We start from the raw sequence: 17515 nt of genomic DNA, 5'->3' as shown, positions 1-17515 counted from the left end.
CCCATGCTGAGGCTGAAGCGCCGGCGCGCCGCGGAACCGGACATTGCTGAAGGCGAGAAGCCGGAACCGGCCCCGCCGCCACGCCCGACGATCGGTCTCGCGCTGGGCGGCGGCGCCGCGCGTGGCCTTGCCCATATCGGCGTGCTCCGGGCGCTGGTCCGTGCCGGCTACGAGCCCGACATCATCGCCGGCACCTCGATCGGAGCGCTGGTCGGCGGCCTCTATGCCGCCGGCCGCTTCGACACGCTGGCAGACTGGGCCCTGTCCCTGAAGCGCCGCGACGTCATCTCGCTGGTCGATATCGCCATCTCCGGCGGCGGACTGATGGGCGGCTCGCGGGTCGCGCAGCTTCTTGAGCGCGAGGTCGGCGAGACCCGTATCGAGGATCTCCCCATCGCCTTTGCGGCGATCGCGACAGAGATCGGCACCGGCCATGAGATCTGGCTCACGCGCGGCCGGCTGATGACCGCGCTGCGCGCCTCCTATGCCCTCCCCGGCATCCTGCCGCCCGTGCGCATTGGTGGCCGCTGGCTGATGGACGGCGCCCTGTCCAACCCCGTGCCCGTCTCCGTCACCCGCGCCCTCGGCGCGCGCATGGTGATCGCGGTCAGCCTCAACGCCGACGCGCTCGGCCGCGCCACGGTCATCCAGGACCATGGCACCAGCCCGGAAGACGAGGAAATGCCGCTGGTCGAGCGCCGGCCGCGCGTCAGGGCCGTGGTCAATCTCGGCAAGGGTATCGGGCGGGGCATCGGCAGGGGCCTCGGCCGGGGGCTGGGCCGCGCGCTGCGGCGGCCAACGCTGGACGACCTGCCTCAGATCGGCGCCATCGATCCGCGCATCGCCATCGCCCGCTCACCGGGCATCCCGACGGTCATGGCCAAGGCCTTCAACGCCAGCCAGGAGCGGATCGCGCGCACGCGCCTTGCCGGCGACCCGCCGAATGTGCTGATCGGCCCGCGCCTGTCGCGCCTCGGCCTGTTCGAGTTCCACCGCGCGGCCGACGCCATCGCCCTCGGCGAGGAAGCGACCGAGCGCCTGCTACCGGACATCGCCGAGGCGATGAAGGCCGTCGCCTGACGCCCCCTCCCGACGCTTCCGGCGTCAGGAGTTCATGATGTAGCCCTTGAGCGCCTCGTGCTCGTTCTCGATTTCCGCGAGCCGCCACTTCACCACGTCGCCGATCGAGACGATGCCGACCAGTCGGCCGCCCTCGACCACCGGCAGGTGGCGAAACTTGCCCGACGTCATGCGCTCCATCAGTTGGCCGATGGAATCGGCTTCCGTGCAGGTCACCACCTTCGTCGTCATGGTTTCGCCGACCGTCCGGTCGAGCGCCGCCGCGCCGCGCTCCGACACCTGACGGACGATGTCGCGCTCGGACAGGATGCCGGCGACGCCGTAGCCTGTTCCCGTCACCACGACGGCACCGATCCTCTTGTCCGCGAGCATGTGCGCCGCATCGGCAAGCGACGCGTCGGCGGCGATCGTGTCGACCGCCCTGCCCTTGATGTCCAGAATGCTCTTCACGTTCATCGCGCGCGCCTCCGGTTGCATGGTGGACGCGCTCCGAGCCGACACGCCCACGTCAAGCCTGCCCGGTCTCCCGGAAGGCAAGTATTTCCAACGTTTGGCTTCGCTGACAAGACCCCCCGACCGGCAAATGCAGCAGGACTTGTCCTATCGCGCGGTGATGGAGCCGGCGGGCACGGGATCGAACAGGCGGAACAGCAGGAGCCCTGCGGCAAAACCGCCGAGATGGGCCTGCCAGGCGATCTGTCCCTCGAAACCCGGCATTGGCAGGTTGATGGCACCGAAAGCCACGTTGAGCGCGATCCACACCGCCGTCATGCCCATGATCGGCCCGTTGCGGACCATCTCGGCAAGGCTGAGCGCCGGCTGGCGATAGGCATCCTCCGTGCTGGCGCGCATGGCGCCGAGCGGCCCGCCCATCTGGAATACGAAGCGCAGCGCCGCAGCCGTGAACCCCGAGACGGCGGCGGACGCGCCGATCACCGGCACGAAGGCGGTGCCGACGGCGGCGAGATGAGCAAGAGCCCCCGCGGCCGAAGTCGCGGCAAAGAACAGCAGGCTGCGCAGCGTGCCGAAACGGCGCGCCACCGCCGAGCCGAAGACGAGGAACCACAGCACGTTGACGCCGAGATGCGTCCAGTCCGCGTGGAGGAAGGCATAGGTCACGAAGGTCCAGACATCGCCGCCGACGCCGCCCGGAAACCCCCATGACGCCGCCAGCGACCGCTCGAACCGCGCGGGGATGAAGGCGAAGGTCAACAGCACCTGCCGGTCGGCATCCTCGCCGATCAGCCAGTCGCGTGCCGCGTGGATCAGGATCATCGCGCCCGTCAGCGCCGAGACCACGCCGGGAATGTTGAGGATCGGTTCGCGGTCGGACACGGTGTGGATGCGCTTTCTCCGGCGGGAGGCCCTGTCTAGGCCGAGCCATGGCGCGGAGTCGAGGTCGGCGGCAGCGCTGCGCTGCCCTGCAGGACCGAATGCACGGGAAAACGGGGCCCGAACAGGCGCGCGGACAAAAAAAGGGGAGAGATCTTGCGATCCCTCCCCGGCTGGAGCGTCAGAACCGGCGAACCGGTCCTGTTTGTCACGTCTCCCTCTCCTCCTGTCCCCGGAGAAAGTAGCCCTTGAAGTTGAGCGGCCCGGAGGCGGAGTCGACACCGCCGGTCCGAATTCGTGGAACGCCCCCGAAGAACCACGCCGGCCGCGGCGCCGCAATCGAAACCCTCTCTTAACCTTACCCCGGTCACCGGTCGTTAACCCTGCCCCGCGCCGGCCGTCATGGCACGCCCGGTGCTGAGCCTCTCCCCAGGTCGCCCGGACAGCCCATCCCTGTCCCGAACCGGCACAGACGAGGGTCGCCATGCATCACACCGAAAGCCGCACGCTCTTCGCCTACTGGAACAGCCTGCGCGCCGGCCGCCCGGCCCCGGATCGCGCGGAGATCGAGCCGCGCGAGATCGCGCCCGTGCTCGCCGACACCTTCATTCTGGAGCGCGACGCCACGGGCCAGATCTTCTATCGCCTCGCCGGCTCGCGCATCTGTCAGACCTTCGCTCGCGACATGAAGGGTGCGGATTTCCTCGCCGGCCTCGGGGCCGACGATCGCCGCCAGGTCGCGCGCACGCTGTCCGACGCCCATGCCGCGCAGGCCGGCCTCATCATGTCCCTGTTCGGGGCGACCGCCGAGGGGCGCACCGTCGCTCTCGAGGCCGTGGTGCTGCCGCTGGTCCACCGCGCGCGCCTGGGCGCGCGCATGATCGGTTGCCTGTCCGCCGCCGAGCAGCCCTACTGGATGGGCCGCGACCAGATCGTCGCCCTGTCGCTCGGCAGCGCCCGCCTCCTCTGGCCAAGCTGGCAGCCGGCGCCCGCAATCGTCCCCGCCATCGCTCCAGCGACCGTCGTTCTCGATAGCCGTCCGGCCCTGCGGCTGATCCAGGGCGGGAATGCCGCTTGATCGTGCGATAGATTCCGGTAATGGCAACGACACGTTAACGCCCCTTCCTTAATCTTCGGCAGGTCGATGCTCGAATTTTGCCGAACATGTCAGCGCTAGCGAAAATCCTGTCCGCGCCCTCGTCGGAAGAAAATCGCCGCTTTCAGCGCGTGCGGGTGGACGTGCTTGGCCGCTTCATGCTCTCCGACCGGCGCGAGTTTCCCTGTCAGGTCGTGGACATGTCTCCCGGCGGCGCGGCCATCGTCGCGCCCGTCGTCGGCAAGCTCGGCGAGCGCGTCATCGCCTATCTCGACCATATCGGCCGTATCGAGGGCATGATCGTCCGCGTCAACGATACCGGCTTCTCGATGACCATCGAGGCCTCGCTCAGGAAGCGCGACAAACTGGCGGACCAGCTCACCTGGCTCGCCAACCGCCAGATCCTCGGCCTGCCGGAGGACCGGCGGCACGAGCGCGTCATTCCGCGCAATCCCTTCACCACCATCACCACGCCGGTCGGCGAGAAGGTGCCGGTGCGTGTCCTCGACATCTCGCTGTCGGGCGCGGCCATCGGCGGCGCCGAGGATCTCAAGCCCGGCGATATCGTGCAGATCTCACGGACCATGGCGCGCGTCGTGCGCATTCTCGACAAGGGCGTGGCGGTGGAATTCTCCCGCCAGCAGCCGATCGAGACGATCATCGCGCTCGGCCAGGAGCTCGGCGCGGATCTGAAGGCCGATCCCGAGCCGGTCCTGTTCCCGAACTGACCAGCCCCCGGCGGCCAGTTCCGACCCATCCTCCAAAGCCTTGGCCGCTGCGGGCTCGCGACGTGCTGAAGCGCGGGTAAACCACCCCCGACAATCCCCGTTCCGCCATTAACGGATCGCCGGCCGCCGCCGCGCCGATGGTAACGCCGCGCCAACCAGCCGCGGGCGCAACACGGAATATTGCCTCGCCATTTCAGCATCTTACGCAATTTCGCTGAATCAGATCGCGATCCACCGTGGTGAATCCACGCGCCGTCAACCTGAACGAACCCTGACCCAAATCCATCGCCTTTCACCAATCGGTTTCAGCGCGCCGCAAAAGCCGCCTGCCAGTGTCCAGCCATCGACGGAGGGACACGTCAATGCAGGGTGGGGCGACCGGCTGGTCGAACTGGGGTGTGGCAGGCGCGCTGGTCGCCGGCCTCCTTGTTTCGCTGCCGATTTCGGAGGCCTCGGCGCAGCAGCGCCAGGCAGCTTTTCTCGGGGAAATGGGCGCGACATCGGCGCCGATCGGCTGGCGGCAGTTCTGCCGGGACTTTCCGGCCGACTGCCAGGCACGCCCGGCACAGATCGAACTCGTCCGCTCGGACCGCGCCAACTGGGCCGCGCTCACCCGCATCAACGCCCATGTGAACACCGCCATCGAGCCGGTGACCGACATGGACCAGTACGGCGTCGAGGAGCACTGGACCTATCCCATTTCGGGTCGCGGCGACTGCGAGGACTACGTGCTGCTGAAGAAGCAGATGCTGATCCGCGCCGGCTTTCCGGCCAGCGCCCTGCTCATCACGGTGGTCCGTGACCGCAAGGGCGACGGCCACGCCATCCTCACGGTTCGCACGGACCGTGGCGACTACGTCCTGGACAACGAGACGGACGAGATTCGCCTCTGGAGCCAGACCGGCTACCGCTTCGTGAAGCGCCAGTCCGAGACCGACCCCGACCGCTGGGTCACCATCGGCCCGGCCTCGGCTCCCGCCGCGGTCGCCTCGCAATAACGCATTTCAGGAATTCGCGTCCTCGGTCACGTCCCACCCCTCCCCGTCCCCAGACCGGGTTCGCGATAGACGGCCGGTACCTCAGAAAGAGGGCCGGCCGTCACCTTTTGATGCGAGGATAGATCCGCTCAGGACGACGCAGGAGCCAGACCGATGACACCGGTGTTCTCGGAGGATGTCGCCCGATTTCTCATGGATCGGGCACTGGTGTGGGGCGCTGAGATGGACCAAGCGGTCGCGGCGGGACTGCGCATCTGCGAGACCGATGACGAAAAGAAGGCCCTAAAGCGAGCCATCGGCAGGGTGATGGGGGAAATATTGGACGAGATGATCAATCCGATTTGCAGGATGCATCCTCACCTGAAACCAGGAGGCCTCAAGTAGGCTTTGTCGCCCACGCCACCGCCTGCTCGACGCGGTCATTGCCCCAGAACAGTTCGCCATCGGCGGTCACGATGCTCGGCGCACCGAACAGGCCCTTCGCCTTGGCGTCGTCCGTCGTCGCGCGCAGCACCTGCTTCACCTGATCCGAACCCGCCGCGACGATGAGCGGAGCCGGCTCGATACCCAACCGTTTGAGGATCGCGCCGAGCACTTCGGGATCGGAAATCGCGAGACCCTCGCCGAACTCGGCGCGATAGACCTCCTTCGAGAAGGCCGCGCGCCTGCCGTCGTCCGGAAGCGCCGTCGCGATGCGGGCGGCCAGCAGGCTGTTCTGCGGAAACGGATCGGGCCGGCGGAACGGCAGGCCCATGGCCGCCGTGGTCCGCTCGAGGTCGCGCCACATGTTCCGCCCCTTGGCGGGAATGAGGTTGAACGGCGAGGTCGTCCAGCCCGCTTCCGCGAAGATCGGCCCGAGCAGGAACGGCCGCCAGCGGACCGCCACACCGGCCGCCTCCGCCACCGCCTCGATCCGCATGGCCGCCGGATAGGAATAGGTCGAGGCGAATTCGTAGAGAAAGTCGACAACCGGCATCGCCATGGCGTCACCCGACCTGGGTCAGGCCCTTCTTGAACCGGTAGGCGTTCTGCACGTAGTGCGCCGCCGAGACCTTCAGGCGCGCGATGGCCGCCTCGTCCAGCGTCCGCACCGCACGGGCGGGTGCGCCGACGATCAGCGAATTGTCCGGAAACTCCTTGCCTTCGGTGACCAGCGAATTGGCGCCGACGAGGCAGTTATTGCCAATCCGCGCGCGGTTGAGGATGGTCGAGCCCATGCCGATCAGCGTCGATGACCCGATGACGCAGCCGTGCAGGATCACCTTGTGGCCGATCGTGCAATCCGCGCCGATGGTCATCGGCGCGCCGGGATCGGTGTGCAGCATGCACATTTCCTGAATGTTGGTGCGCTCGCCGATCTCGATCGGTTCGTTGTCGCCGCGGATCACCGCGCCGAACCAGATGCCGACATCCGCGCCGAGGCGAACGTTGCCGATCACATGGGCGTCGGGCGCGACGAAGTAACGGTCTTCGGCAGGCAGGACCGGCTTGATGCCGTCGATCGCATAGATGGGCATGGGTTTCCTCCGCTCGCCCGCGAGCTATGCCACGCCGGCTATCCCGTGAGAAGCCGGCGGAACGCCGGGCCTGCCGTCAGGCCGCGCGCCGGAAATCCATGATCCAGTTGACCTCCCAGGTCGCGCCACCGTCGCCCGAGAAGGCCTGCTCCCACCGCGCCGAATGCGGGGTGATGTCCGTCCAGACGAAACGCACCCTCACCGGCCGCCCGCCCAGTTCGTCATCGCCATGGAACACGCCGACACCGTCCTCGAACGCGCCGCGCACCGGCGGGTCGATCGCCGTGCGGCGCGCGTCCAGCCACCAGATCGACCAGCAGCGCTCCTCGACATGGTAGGCGCGCAGCGTCACCGCGCGATAGGCGCCGTCCGGCAGATTCAGGAGGTTGTCGTCGAGATTGCCCAAGCCCCCCAGAACCGGCAACGCGGCGCAGGTGCCGTCGAAATCGTCCCAGATCGTGTCACCGGCGAGCCGTGTCCTGAGGCGGCGATGCCGCACCGTCCAGGCGCCCAGCAGGAAATCAAAATCGTGCCGGCCGTCGCGGGTCGCGGTGCGGGCGTCGAGATGGGCGGCGCTGATCGGCATGGGAGCTTCCCCGTGAGTGACGGGGTCAGTCTGCGCCCGCTCCGCTGACAGGGGATGTCAGGGGCGTTTCGCTGGCTGCCAAAGCGCTTTCAAGCGAAGTGGGTACCGGTTCGCGTGAAGAAAGAGCGAGAGCGGCCTAAAGCCCGAACGAGCGGGCAACCATCGTCACGACACGGCCGGACATCAGGCTCCAGAACAGCGCCAGCGTGGTGGCGAGGAAGACGAATTCGAACCGCCGGTTCTCGATGCGGCGACCGCGGATCGTGTTGCGCACGATGATCGCGGGGGCCGCGAAGGCGAGGAACGGCACGGCCAGCACCGCGCCGAAGCCGCCGGCCTGCAGCAGACGGAAACTCGCGGGCTTGTCGGCGAGCGTCCGGTAGAGCGCCACGAGCAGTCCGGAAACGGCGAAACCGAGGGCGAGCGAATGGAAGAGCTGCAGGCTTTGCGCGGACATGACGCGGTACTCGACTGACGGAACGTAAGCCACAGGGCGACGTCCCAATCGGTAGCGCGTCGGTAAGGTTCTGTTAAGGGCCCGGGCGGATTTCCTTAAGAAGCGGTTAACGCCCGGCCGCTCGCCTCAGGCCTCGTCGAGGTCGATGTCGAGGATCGAAATGGTCACCGTGTAGGAGGTCTCGCCCTCGTCCACGTCCTTGTAGAGCGTGCCGATCTGCTCGTCGCCGATCATCACCTCGACCATTTCCTTGCGCCGCATGTTGGGCTGCAGCTTGATGGTGTCGTTGCCGAACTTGCGGCGCAGATAGTCCTGCAGCTTCGTGATCTCGGTCCTGTCCACGGCCCGTCTCCAAATCCTGTCGGTGAGCGGGCCGTGTGCCACGGCCGGGGGCTACAAGTCAAAGGCCGAGCACGTCAGGTGGCGCGACCAGGGGCTTGCCCGACCAACGCCCCGGCGCCGGAAAGCAAGACCTCCGCTCCCTGCCCCATGCGCGCGAGGATGTCGGCCGCCGGCTCGACGGCCCGAACCAAATCGACGGCCTCGCCGACTATGACAGCCGCGACGCTGAGGTCGCTTTCCACGAGGGCCCGGTCGTAGCGCGCCCGCTCTGTCAGGAGGTTGCGCCCGAGCCCCTCGCCGTCCCGCTTCCAGCGGCTGATGAAGGGGTTCTCGACCAGCCGGATATCGAAGGGGGCCGGCCAGTCGAACCCGCGGACGGTATCGTAGACGGAGCTGCGCCCGGTTTCGCCGCCGCCGGCCTCCACCGCCGCCGCCTTGGCCGCGGGAGCCGCCAGCGATTCCTCGGCCACGTAGAAGGCGGTCCCGCAGACGACGCCGACAGCGCCCAGCATCAGCGCGGCGGCAAGGCCCCGGCCATCAGCGATGCCGCCAGCGGCCAGAACCGGAACCCGGCCGACAGCGTCGACGACCGCCGGGACGAGCGGCAAGGTCGCCCGCGCGGCACCATGGCCGCCGGCCTCCGTGCCCTGTGCCACGATGAAGTCGGCGCCCTCGCCGGCCGCCGCCTTCGCCATCTCCACCGATTGCACCTGCGCGATCAGCGGCACGCCCTGTCGCTTCACGCGGGCGGCGAAGGGCCTGACGTCGCCGAATGAGAGAAAGACTGCGCGCGGCGCATGATCAAGCGCGAGCGCCAGGAGATCGGGATTTCGGGCGAGCGACCAGGTGATGAAGCCAACCCCGACCGGGCCGTTGCCGGCGGCCGCGAGTTCGCGGGCGAGCCAATCCCTGTCGCCATAGCCGCCGCCGACGAAGCCGAGCCCACCTGCCGCCGTCACCGCCCGCGCCAGCGCGCCGCCGCTGACGAAGGCCATGGGCGCCAGCACGATGGGCCAGGTCAACCCGAAGCGCTCGGTAAGCACGGTCCTGATTGCCATTCGCCCGATCCCTCAGTCCGTTGCCACGCGGCGGCGGAACTCGTCCACCGGCAGGCCGCCGACGCCCCAGTCCTCCAGCGCCACCTCGTCGATTACCACGAAGGTGGTTGCCGGCTCCTTGGCCAACACCTCCACCAGCAGGTCGGTGACACCCTTGATGAGACGCGCCTTTTGATCGGCCGTCGCCCCCTCGCGGGTGATCTTGATGTTCACATAGGGCATGGATTCCGGTCAGGCCGTGGCCTGCTCCCTCAGATCGAAGTGAAAGACCTTGGCGATGATGCGCCACTCTCCGTCGAGCTTCACGAAGGTCAACAGGTCCTGAAAGGCCCTCGGCCCGATCGCGCATTCGGCCCGCACCAGCGCGGTGACCGGTCCGGCGAACTCGATCGAGATGATCTGGTCGGTCCTGACTTCCCCGCGGCTCGCCGGCGACTGGCGGGCATCGACCACGGCGAAATAGGCATCCATGCCGAGATGAGTCAGCTTGCCCTCGGTGGCCGTGGCGTAGATCGCCTGGGGATGGAAGACTCGCCGCAGCCTCTGCGTGTCGCTGTGGTGAAGTCCGTCGAAGTAGAGCGCCGTGACGGCCATCAGCGCGGTGAAATCGTCGGCCATGGCCTGCCTCACGCCTGCCGCCACCGCTGCGCGGCCTCTGCGACGCGGCGTCCGAGATGCTCGGCGGTCAGGCGGTCGGCCGCAGGCGGCACGAGGTCGGCCCCCTGATCGGCGTTCGACTGGGCCATGGCGCCGAGGAAACCGGCAAGACGGTTCAAATCCTCCGGCGAACCCGCGCTGGTGTGGTTGCCGGGCAGCAGGCCAAGCCCGACCCAGATCATGCCATGCTGCATGGCGAACAGCGCGAACTGCTGCAGCGTCGCCAGCTTGTCGCCGTTATAGCCAGCCGAATTGGTGAAGCCAGCCGCCAGCTTGTCCTTCCACTGCTGCCCGGCCCAGCGCCCGGAGGTCTCGTCCAGGAACACCTTGAACGGCGCCGATGCGCCTGCCATGTAGGTCGGCGCGCCGAAGATGAGGGCGTCGGCCGCGTCGAGCAGCGGCCAATGGCTCTCGACCTCCTCGACGGCGACCAGGCTCGCCTCGGTGCCGGCGACCGACGCCGCCCCGCGCTGCACCGCCTCGGCCTGCACCTTCGTGTGCCCGTAACCGGAATGATAGACCACCGCAACCTTCGCCATCGTCATGCTCCTCGCGCCGCATCGCGACATCTGCCTGCAATGGGCGTGAGGTAGTCAGCAGAAGTCACCTTTGTATAGGGAATATCTTTATGCTACTTCACATTCCAGTATCCGCCCGGTAACTGGGAATGACGCCATGGCCTTGAAAATGCGGAAGAACAAGGCGGAGCCGATGCCGCCGACCTGCCCGCTCGGCGAATGCATGGCCATTCTCGGCGGCGCCTGGACGCCCAACATCGTCTGGTATCTGATGGCGGGACCGCGCCGTTTCGGCGAACTGCGCGCCGATATCCCCGACATCTCGCCGAAGATGCTGTCGACGCGGCTCAAGGAAATGATGGCGAGCGGCGTGGTGCAGCGAAAGCTGGTGCCGACCTCGCCGCCCTCGGCCGAATATGCGCTGACGCCATTGGGACGCGAACTTGTCCCCGCCATCGAGGCAATCGTCGCCATCGGCCACCGCCTGAAGGCGGTCCGGGCGGCGGGCGCGAGGTCCCGCCAGCCCGTCGGGCATCGCGCCCGTGTCAAGGCTGCCTGATTCAGCCGCCCGTCGTTGCGCGGGCCGGAACGATGATCTCCGAGGTCTCGCACAGGTTCTGTCGCGCGATGGTGGCGGTCTGGGTCTCCTCGGGATTGAAGCCGATGCGGATGTCGTAGAGGCACTGGCCGCCGCGGGCGACGCGGCCGGTATAGTGATCGCCCTTCATCATCACCCATTCGCCGAGCAGGTCGGGACCAGGCCGGCCGGCACCCGAGGGCGTCACGCGCAGCACCGAGACGACGCGGTCGGTCGGGTTGACCACCCGGTAGAGGGCAACGGCATCGCGCGCGGGCATGGCGGCCACAGGCGCATCGATGGCGGTGATCTCGATCTTCTCCTGCGCGCAGAAATCATGGTCGAGGCGGACGAACTCATTGCCTTCCTCGAAAGTGATCCGCACGTCGTAACGGCATTCCGGGCCATCGACGCGCCAGCGCATGGTCGCGCCGGCGTTGAAGCGCTCGCGGACGAGGCGGTTGGCGCCCCAGTCCGGACGGCCGACCTGCGTGAACTGGACGACCAACGCCTTGTGGGGCGTGCGGTTCGCGAAGGCCACCGCCACCTGCCGGGGAGCCGCCGGGCGGCCGGCGCGCGCGCCGTTGATCATCGCGTCGACCTCGGCGCCGACCGTGGGCGCGCCGGCCCCGCCGCGCGCACTGCCCGGCACCTGCGACAGCGCCCGGTCGATCTCCTGCCCGACGGATGGCGGGATGCCGGGCGACAGGCCGGGCTGCTGGGCGGAGGCCGGCGCGAACGCGACAAGCGCGAAGACGGGGACGAGAGCGAAACGGGCGGCGGTCATGACGGTCTCCCTGTGGGTCGCCATGCCTCTACCGGCGGAGGATTACCCCGCCATGCCGTGCCGCCGCTGCCGTGTTTCCACTGCTTCGCGCCATGTTTCAGACGCGGGCGAACTGCGCCGCCAGCCGCGCCAGCTTGTCGGGATTGCGCACGACATAGATCGCCGCGATGCGCCCGTCCTCGATGCCGAGAACCGTGACTTGAATGCCGTCGGCCTCCTCGGTCACATATCCCGGCAACCCGTCGATCAGTCCGACGTGAAGGACGGCCGGGCGACGATAACCGCCCTTCTCGGCCCAATGCCGGTAGAAGCGCGTCACGACCGCTTCGCCGACCACCGGCTTCTGGGCCGCGACGCGCTTGCCGCCGCCGTCCGAGTGCAGCACGACGTCCGCCGCCAGCAGGCCCTTCAGCGCGCCGACATCGCCGGAGCGCGAGGCATCGAGAAAGGCGCTGGCGATCGCAAGCCCCCGCTCCTTCTCGACGCGATAGCGGGGGCGCTCCCCCCGCACATGGGTCCGTGCCCTGGCCGCAAGCTGCCGGCACGCCGCCGGGTCGCGGTCGACGGCGACCGCGATCTCCTCGAACGGCATGCCGAACACGTCGTGGAGCAGGAAGGCGGCGCGCTCCAGCGGCGACAGCCGCTCCAGCGCCATCATCAGGGTGAGGGTCACATCGTCCTCGGGCTCCTCCTCCGTGACGAGGATCGGTTCGGGCAGCCACGGGCCGACATAGGCCTCCCGCCTCACCCGCGCCGACTTGAGCACGTCGAGCGACAGCCGCGACACCGTGCGGGCGAGGAAGGCGGCGGGGTCGCGCACGTTTGCGCGGTCCGCCTGATGCCAGCGCAGCCAGGCATCCTGAACCACGTCCTCCGCCTCGGCGACCGAACCGAGCATCCGGTAGGCGATGCGCACCAGCCGTGGCCGCTGCGCGTCGAAGACCGCCGCTGCGTCGCCGCCGCTCGCCATGTCAGGCAGCCGTCCTGCTCACGGGATGGGGCACCTGGAAGCCGACATTGATCCGGTTCCAGGTGTTGATCGCGCCGATGATCACGGTCAGCTTCACCTGTTCGTCCGCCGTGAAATGCGCCTTCACCTGCTCGTAGACATCGTCGGGAACCACCGTTCCCGGCAACCTGGTCAGCGCCTCGGTCCAGGCCAGCGCGGCACGCTCGCGATCGGTGTAGAGCGGCGACTCGCGCCAGCCGTCGAGCAGGAAGATGCGCTCGGCGCTCTCGCCCTGCTTCAGCGCGTCGCGCGTGTGCATGTGCAGGCAGAAGCCGCAGCCGTTGATCTGCGAGGCGCGGATTTTCACCAATTCCTGCAGGCTGTGCTCGATGTCGAGCGCGGTCACGGCCGCCGAGAAATCCATCATCACCTTCATCGCGGCAGGCGAAGCGGTGAACGTGTTCAGGCGCGCTTTCATTTGGTCTTCTCCATCGGATCGCCGGCCTCCCGCCGACTGTTCGACGTCAGGACGAGACCGGCATGGGCGAATGTGACACGGCCCGCGAATATTTCCGCGCGACAGGCGAATCGCCGCGCCGGCTGAATCGGAATCAAAACATGAAGAAGATCGCGGCGGAACGGAATCGGATTGTCAGCACGCGCAGGGATTCCCGCACAACGCCAAAGACTTGCAGCGATTTCCGGAATCAGCCGAGGAAATCGATGATCGCCGCCGCGAAGACATCGTTCTTGTCGCCGGCGACCATGTGACCTGCGCCGCCGACATCGACGAGCCGCGCATGCGGAACGACGTCGAGGAAGGCCTTTGCCGCCGCCGGCGTGACGATGTCGGATGCCCCGCCGCGCACCAGCAGCGTCGGAACAGTCAGGCTCTTCGCAGCAGCTTCCATCGTCTCCACGGCCTGCTGGCGGTCCATGGCGGGAGTACGCAGGCCGGTCATGAAGGCCGGATCCCAGTGCCAGTACCAGCGTCCGTTCGGCTTCTGCCTTAGGTTCTTGCGCAGGCCGTCGACGGAAGGGGGCCGCGTCCGGTTCGGCAGATAGGCGGCGACCTGTTCGGCCGCCTCTTCGATGGTCGCGAATCCGTCCTCCACCCGCGCCTGCATGAAGGCGTGGACATGCCGGACGCCCTCCTCCTCTACACGCGGCACGATGTCGACGAGAATCAGCGCCGAAAAGCAGGGCTCCCGCCCGATGGCGGTCAGCGAGGCCATGCCGCCCAGCGATGCGCCGATGGCGACCGGCTTGGTGCCGAAGCGTTCCTCGATCTGCCTGCCGAGCAGGGCGGCGTCGTCCGCATAGTCGAGAAAGCCGTAATGGCCGCCCTTCACCCACTCGCTGTCGCCGTGCCCGCGCTGGTCGACCGGAATCGCCGTGAAGCCGCGCTCGGCGAGCTTGCGGGCCGCGCCGCGCCAGGCATGGCGCGTCTGGCCGCCGCCGTGCAGCAGCAGCGCGGTCCGCTCGCCGTGGCCGTAGATGTCGGCCTCGAGCCGGTTGCCGGCGACGCCCGTGAAGGTCGCATGACGGGGATGGATGGACATATGCGTCGGGGTCCTTGTCAGGGCTCGCGATCAGGCTTTCGTGCGCGCGAGAAAATCGAGAGCGCCCGCCTTGAACACCTTGTCGCCAACCGCCGGCATATGATCCCGGTCCGGGATGGAAAGCGCCTCCCCCTTTGGGATGATCGCGGCGAGCGGCTCCGGCCCGCCGGCAATGGCGTCCCTTGTGCCGACGGCGATCAGCACGGGGCAGCGGATCGTGGCCGCGTCCTCGCGGCTCATCAGGTTGCGCGAGCCGCGGATACAGGCCGCGAGCGCCCGCCGGTCCGACCTGGTCTGCATGGCGAAGGCCCGGAACATCCGGCCCTGCGGGTCGGTCACCTCCTCCAGCGTCTCTGCCTCCAGTGCCTCGGCGATGCTCTCGGGCAGGCCGACGCCGTCGACCAGCTTGATGCCGAGCCCGCCCATGATCGCCGCGCTCACCCGGTCCGGATGACGCTGGGCGAGGAAGGCGGTGATGCGCGAACCCATCGAATAGCCGAGCACCACCGTTCGATCGATGCCGAGATGGTCCAGCAGCGCGCGGGCATCCTCCGCCATCAGCGTGGTGTGATACTGGGCGGGATCGTAGAGCTTCGCCGAGCCGCCATGGCCGCGATTGTCGAGCGCGATGACCCGGCGGCCGGCCTTGGTCAGGGTCTCGACCCAGCCCGGATAGGTCCAGTTGATATGGGCGGTCGAGGCGAAACCGTGGATGCAGAGAACGGGATCCCCCTCGCCCGTATCGAAATAGGCGATCTCGACACCGGAGGATGAGAAGGTCTGCATCGGCAGTGGGAAGGGCAAAGCTGGCATCTGGTTTCCTTAGCGCCGGCATTCCGCCAACGAAAGGCGGGCTGCGCAATGCCGCATTGCGAAGCCTTGGGCGTCGCGGCTAGGAAGATGGAGCCTCTTGGGGGAGCCTTGCCGGTCCGATGAATTCATTTCTGCGCCGCGTTCCGGCGACGTTCGCCCTCGCGCCCCTCGCATTGGCAGTGCTTCTTTCAGCGACACCGGCGGCGGCGCAGCCTGCGCAGCCGCCGCATCTCGCCTGGAAGACCGGCGAGGAAGCGCAGCTAATCGAGCAACGGGTCGAGGAGCTTCTCGCCCGCATGACGCTTGCCGAGAAGGTTGGCCAGCTCAACCTCTGGGGCCGCGGCGACGAGTTCCGCATGGAATGGCTTCGCGAGGGCCGCACCGGCGCGGTGATGAACTTCACCGAGCCCGCGCATATCCGTGAGGTTCAGCAACATGCCGCCCGCTCGCGGCTTGGCATTCCGCCGATCATCGCGCTCGACGCCATCAACGGCTTCGCGACCTATTTCCCCCAGCCCATCGGCCAGGCGGCCACCTTCAACCTGCGCCTTGTCGAGCTCGCCTCCTACTGGTCCGCCCGCGAGGCGCGCGCCGCCGGCATCAACTGGACCTTCGCGCCGATGATCGACATGACGCGCGACGCCCGTTGGGGCCGCGTCATGGAAGGCGCCGGCGAGGACGTGCATCTGGCGACGCTGGTCGCGGCAGCGCGCGTTGCGGGCTACCACAGGGGCGGCCTTGCCACCTCCGCCAAGCATTTCATCGGCTATGGCGAGGCCGAGGGCGGGCGCGACTACAACAGTGTCTGGATTCCCGTCTCCAAACTCTGGGACTACCACATGCCGCCGTTCCAGGCGGCGCTCGCCGCCGGCACCTTCACGGTCATGACCTCGCTCAGCGCCATGAACGGCGTGGCATCCACGGCGGATCGCGGCCTCGTCACCGAGATCCTGAAGGGCAGGTTCGGGTTTCGCGGCTTCGTGGTTTCGGACTTCGAATCCGTGCGCGAACTCATGAACCACGGCACGGCGGCCGATGGCCCCGATGCGGTACGCCGGGCCTTCATGGCCGGCGTCGACATGGACATGATGTCCGGCCTCTTCGACGCCCATCTCGCCGATCTCGTGCGCGCCGGCACGGTGCCGGCCGCGCGGCTCGACGACGCCGTCCGACGCGTGCTGCGGGTCAAGATGCATATGGGTCTGTTCGATGAGGCGCCCTACGATCCCGCGCTCGCAAGGCGCGACCTCGCCACGCCGCAGTCCCGGGCGGACTCGCTGGCCGTCGCCCGCGAATCCATCGTTTTGCTCCGGAACGAGGGCAATGTCCTGCCCGTGAAGCCTTCGGTGCGGTCCATCGCTGTGATCGGCGGGCTCGCCACCCATCAGGAGGACTGGCAATATTCCGACAAGGCAGGCCTGCCGCGTGTCCGGCCCGATCGCCTGACCGACGAACTCGCGCGCCTCTTCGCCGGCCGAGTGCGCATCGCCTCCTCGCGCGGTCTGGCGACCCATTGCAATCTCGCCGCAGGCAATACGGCCGGCGCCGTTGCGACCGCGCGCGCCGCCGACCTCGTCGTGGTCATGCTCGGCGAGGATTGCGAGCAGATCGGCGAAGGCACCTCCCGCGCCCATCTCGACCTGCCGCAGCCGCAACAGGCCCTGCTCGACGCGCTGATCGCCACCGGCAAGCCTGTCGTGGTCGTCATGCACACCTCGCGTCCCTTCGTGCTGACCCGTTTCGTCGGCCGCGTGGCGGCCATCCTCCAGGCATTCCACCTCGGCACCGAGGGCCGCACCGCCATCGCCGAGGTGATCGCCGGCCGGGTCAATCCGAGCGGCAAGCTGCCGATGACCTTCCCGCGCGCCACCGGACAGGTGCCGATCTACTACGACCGCCTGCCGACCGGCCGCCCGCGCGTGAAGCACTTCCGCTACGAAACCGGCTATCTCGACGAGAGCATGGAGCCGCTGTTCCCCTTCGGCTTCGGCCTGTCCTACTCCCGGTTCACGCTGGACAATCTCCGGCTCGATGCGCCCTCCGTGCCGATCAGCGGCACCATTGCCGGCGAGGTGCGCCTCGCCCACGCCGGCGGCCCCGCCGGGCAGGAGGTCGTGCAGTTCTACGTCCGCCAGAAGGTCGCCTCGCGGTCCCGGCCGCTGCGCCAGCTCCGCCATTTCGAGAAGGTCGCGCTGGAGCCGGGCGCCGCGCGCTCGGTGCGCTTCGCGCTACCAGTCCGCTCGCTGGGCTTCCACGACGACCAGGGCCGCTACCATGTCGAGCCCGGCGAATACGAGGTCTATGCCGGCACGGACTCGAACGCGACGCTTGCCGCAACCGTGACCGTCACCGGCGAGGCCATCGTGACGACGCCCTGACCCGTCGCGCCCGCGCAATCCGGCGCGCGGGCCGGCGTCACGCGCGGGAAACGCGCATCGCGGTAAGTCTCGCGCCCCGT

Annotated in this window: 23 protein-coding genes; 7 read left to right on the top strand and 16 right to left on the bottom strand. The window is 68.2% G+C overall.

Going from position 1 to position 17515, the window contains the following annotated elements; genetic code table 11:
* The first annotated feature begins 3 nt into the window (after window positions 1–3).
* Window positions 4–1080 carry a patatin-like phospholipase family protein gene (locus tag JNK84_RS00455; RefSeq protein ID WP_293419095.1) on the top strand — a complete coding sequence of 359 codons (1077 nt, stop codon included), beginning with the start codon at window positions 4–6 and terminating at the stop codon, window positions 1078–1080.
* 24 nt (window positions 1081–1104) lie between these two features.
* Here JNK84_RS00455 and JNK84_RS00450 read toward each other — a convergent pair whose 3' ends face one another.
* Window positions 1105–1536 (bottom strand): CBS domain-containing protein, encoded by a 432-nt coding sequence (locus JNK84_RS00450; protein WP_293419092.1) that lies wholly within the window; start codon window positions 1534–1536, stop codon window positions 1105–1107.
* 144 nt (window positions 1537–1680) lie between these two features.
* Entirely contained in the window at window positions 1681–2415 is a 735-nt protein-coding gene (locus tag JNK84_RS00445; protein WP_293419089.1) for a rhomboid family intramembrane serine protease, read from the bottom strand.
* A 481-nt stretch (window positions 2416–2896) separates the two neighbouring features.
* Between JNK84_RS00445 and JNK84_RS00440 the strand changes: the two genes are divergently transcribed.
* From JNK84_RS00440 to JNK84_RS00425, 4 genes are all read left to right on the top strand, one after another.
* On the top strand, window positions 2897–3490 hold the full coding sequence (locus JNK84_RS00440; RefSeq protein ID WP_293419086.1) for a PAS domain-containing protein: 594 nt from the start codon (window positions 2897–2899) through the stop codon (window positions 3488–3490).
* An 86-nt stretch (window positions 3491–3576) separates the two neighbouring features.
* A complete protein-coding gene (locus tag JNK84_RS00435) occupies window positions 3577–4236 on the top strand; it encodes a PilZ domain-containing protein (protein ID WP_293419083.1) in 660 nt (219 codons plus the stop codon).
* A gap of 362 nt (window positions 4237–4598) precedes the next feature.
* A complete protein-coding gene (locus JNK84_RS00430) occupies window positions 4599–5234 on the top strand; it encodes a transglutaminase-like cysteine peptidase (protein WP_293419080.1) in 636 nt (211 codons plus the stop codon).
* 153 nt (window positions 5235–5387) lie between these two features.
* Complete coding sequence (locus JNK84_RS00425) at window positions 5388–5618, top strand: hypothetical protein (RefSeq protein ID WP_293419077.1); 231 nt, start codon at window positions 5388–5390, stop codon at window positions 5616–5618.
* On the opposite strand, the gene JNK84_RS00420 is transcribed toward JNK84_RS00425, so the two are convergent.
* The 9 genes from JNK84_RS00420 to JNK84_RS00380 form a co-directional block, all read right to left on the bottom strand.
* Window positions 5611–6216: a 2-hydroxychromene-2-carboxylate isomerase gene (locus JNK84_RS00420; protein WP_293419074.1), complete on the bottom strand. Its 606-nt coding sequence runs from the start codon at window positions 6214–6216 to the stop codon at window positions 5611–5613. The genes JNK84_RS00425 and JNK84_RS00420 overlap by 8 nt on opposite strands.
* A gap of 4 nt (window positions 6217–6220) precedes the next feature.
* The gene (locus tag JNK84_RS00415) at window positions 6221–6751 is read right to left on the bottom strand and encodes a gamma carbonic anhydrase family protein (protein WP_293419071.1); all 531 of its coding nucleotides are present in this window, start codon (window positions 6749–6751) and stop codon (window positions 6221–6223) included.
* A gap of 76 nt (window positions 6752–6827) precedes the next feature.
* Window positions 6828–7337, bottom strand: a complete 510-nt coding sequence (locus JNK84_RS00410; protein ID WP_293419068.1) for a DUF1579 domain-containing protein — start codon at window positions 7335–7337, stop codon at window positions 6828–6830.
* A 136-nt stretch (window positions 7338–7473) separates the two neighbouring features.
* Window positions 7474–7794 (bottom strand): DUF6949 family protein, encoded by a 321-nt coding sequence (locus JNK84_RS00405; protein ID WP_293419065.1) that lies wholly within the window; start codon window positions 7792–7794, stop codon window positions 7474–7476.
* Between the two features lie 126 nt (window positions 7795–7920).
* Window positions 7921–8136, bottom strand: a complete 216-nt coding sequence (locus JNK84_RS00400) for a DUF3126 family protein (RefSeq protein WP_293419062.1) — start codon at window positions 8134–8136, stop codon at window positions 7921–7923.
* A gap of 74 nt (window positions 8137–8210) precedes the next feature.
* Window positions 8211–9194 carry an NAD(P)H-dependent flavin oxidoreductase gene (locus tag JNK84_RS00395; protein WP_293419058.1) on the bottom strand — a complete coding sequence of 328 codons (984 nt, stop codon included), beginning with the start codon at window positions 9192–9194 and terminating at the stop codon, window positions 8211–8213.
* A gap of 12 nt (window positions 9195–9206) precedes the next feature.
* Window positions 9207–9416, bottom strand: a complete 210-nt coding sequence (locus tag JNK84_RS00390; protein WP_293419055.1) for a tautomerase family protein — start codon at window positions 9414–9416, stop codon at window positions 9207–9209.
* 9 nt (window positions 9417–9425) lie between these two features.
* The gene (locus JNK84_RS00385) at window positions 9426–9812 is read right to left on the bottom strand and encodes a nuclear transport factor 2 family protein (protein WP_293419052.1); all 387 of its coding nucleotides are present in this window, start codon (window positions 9810–9812) and stop codon (window positions 9426–9428) included.
* Between the two features lie 8 nt (window positions 9813–9820).
* Window positions 9821–10390 (bottom strand): flavodoxin family protein, encoded by a 570-nt coding sequence (locus JNK84_RS00380; RefSeq protein WP_293419049.1) that lies wholly within the window; start codon window positions 10388–10390, stop codon window positions 9821–9823.
* A gap of 136 nt (window positions 10391–10526) precedes the next feature.
* On the opposite strand from JNK84_RS00380, the gene JNK84_RS00375 reads away from it, so the two are divergent.
* Entirely contained in the window at window positions 10527–10928 is a 402-nt protein-coding gene (locus JNK84_RS00375) for a winged helix-turn-helix transcriptional regulator (protein WP_293419046.1), read from the top strand.
* Between the two features lies 1 nt (window position 10929).
* Here JNK84_RS00375 and JNK84_RS00370 read toward each other — a convergent pair whose 3' ends face one another.
* The 5 genes from JNK84_RS00370 to JNK84_RS00350 form a co-directional block, all read right to left on the bottom strand.
* Entirely contained in the window at window positions 10930–11733 is an 804-nt protein-coding gene (locus tag JNK84_RS00370; protein WP_293419043.1) for a hypothetical protein, read from the bottom strand.
* Window positions 11734–11830: 97 nt separating this feature from the next.
* On the bottom strand, window positions 11831–12703 hold the full coding sequence (locus JNK84_RS00365; protein ID WP_293419040.1) for a sigma-70 family RNA polymerase sigma factor: 873 nt from the start codon (window positions 12701–12703) through the stop codon (window positions 11831–11833).
* A 1-nt stretch (window position 12704) separates the two neighbouring features.
* Window positions 12705–13160 (bottom strand): carboxymuconolactone decarboxylase family protein, encoded by a 456-nt coding sequence (locus JNK84_RS00360; RefSeq protein WP_293419037.1) that lies wholly within the window; start codon window positions 13158–13160, stop codon window positions 12705–12707.
* Window positions 13161–13389: 229 nt separating this feature from the next.
* Window positions 13390–14244, bottom strand: a complete 855-nt coding sequence (locus JNK84_RS00355) for an alpha/beta fold hydrolase (protein WP_293419034.1) — start codon at window positions 14242–14244, stop codon at window positions 13390–13392.
* Between the two features lie 30 nt (window positions 14245–14274).
* On the bottom strand, window positions 14275–15030 hold the full coding sequence (locus JNK84_RS00350; RefSeq protein WP_293419197.1) for an alpha/beta fold hydrolase: 756 nt from the start codon (window positions 15028–15030) through the stop codon (window positions 14275–14277).
* A 146-nt stretch (window positions 15031–15176) separates the two neighbouring features.
* Between JNK84_RS00350 and JNK84_RS00345 the strand changes: the two genes are divergently transcribed.
* On the top strand, window positions 15177–17435 hold the full coding sequence (locus JNK84_RS00345; RefSeq protein ID WP_293419031.1) for a glycoside hydrolase family 3 N-terminal domain-containing protein: 2259 nt from the start codon (window positions 15177–15179) through the stop codon (window positions 17433–17435).
* The last annotated feature ends 80 nt before the right edge of the window (window positions 17436–17515 follow it).

This window comes from Phreatobacter sp. (assembly GCF_016793595.1).
Lineage (GTDB): Bacteria > Pseudomonadota > Alphaproteobacteria > Rhizobiales > Phreatobacteraceae > Phreatobacter.
Note: the sequence above shows the minus strand (reverse complement) of the source record. Positions and strands in the feature narration are given on the sequence as shown.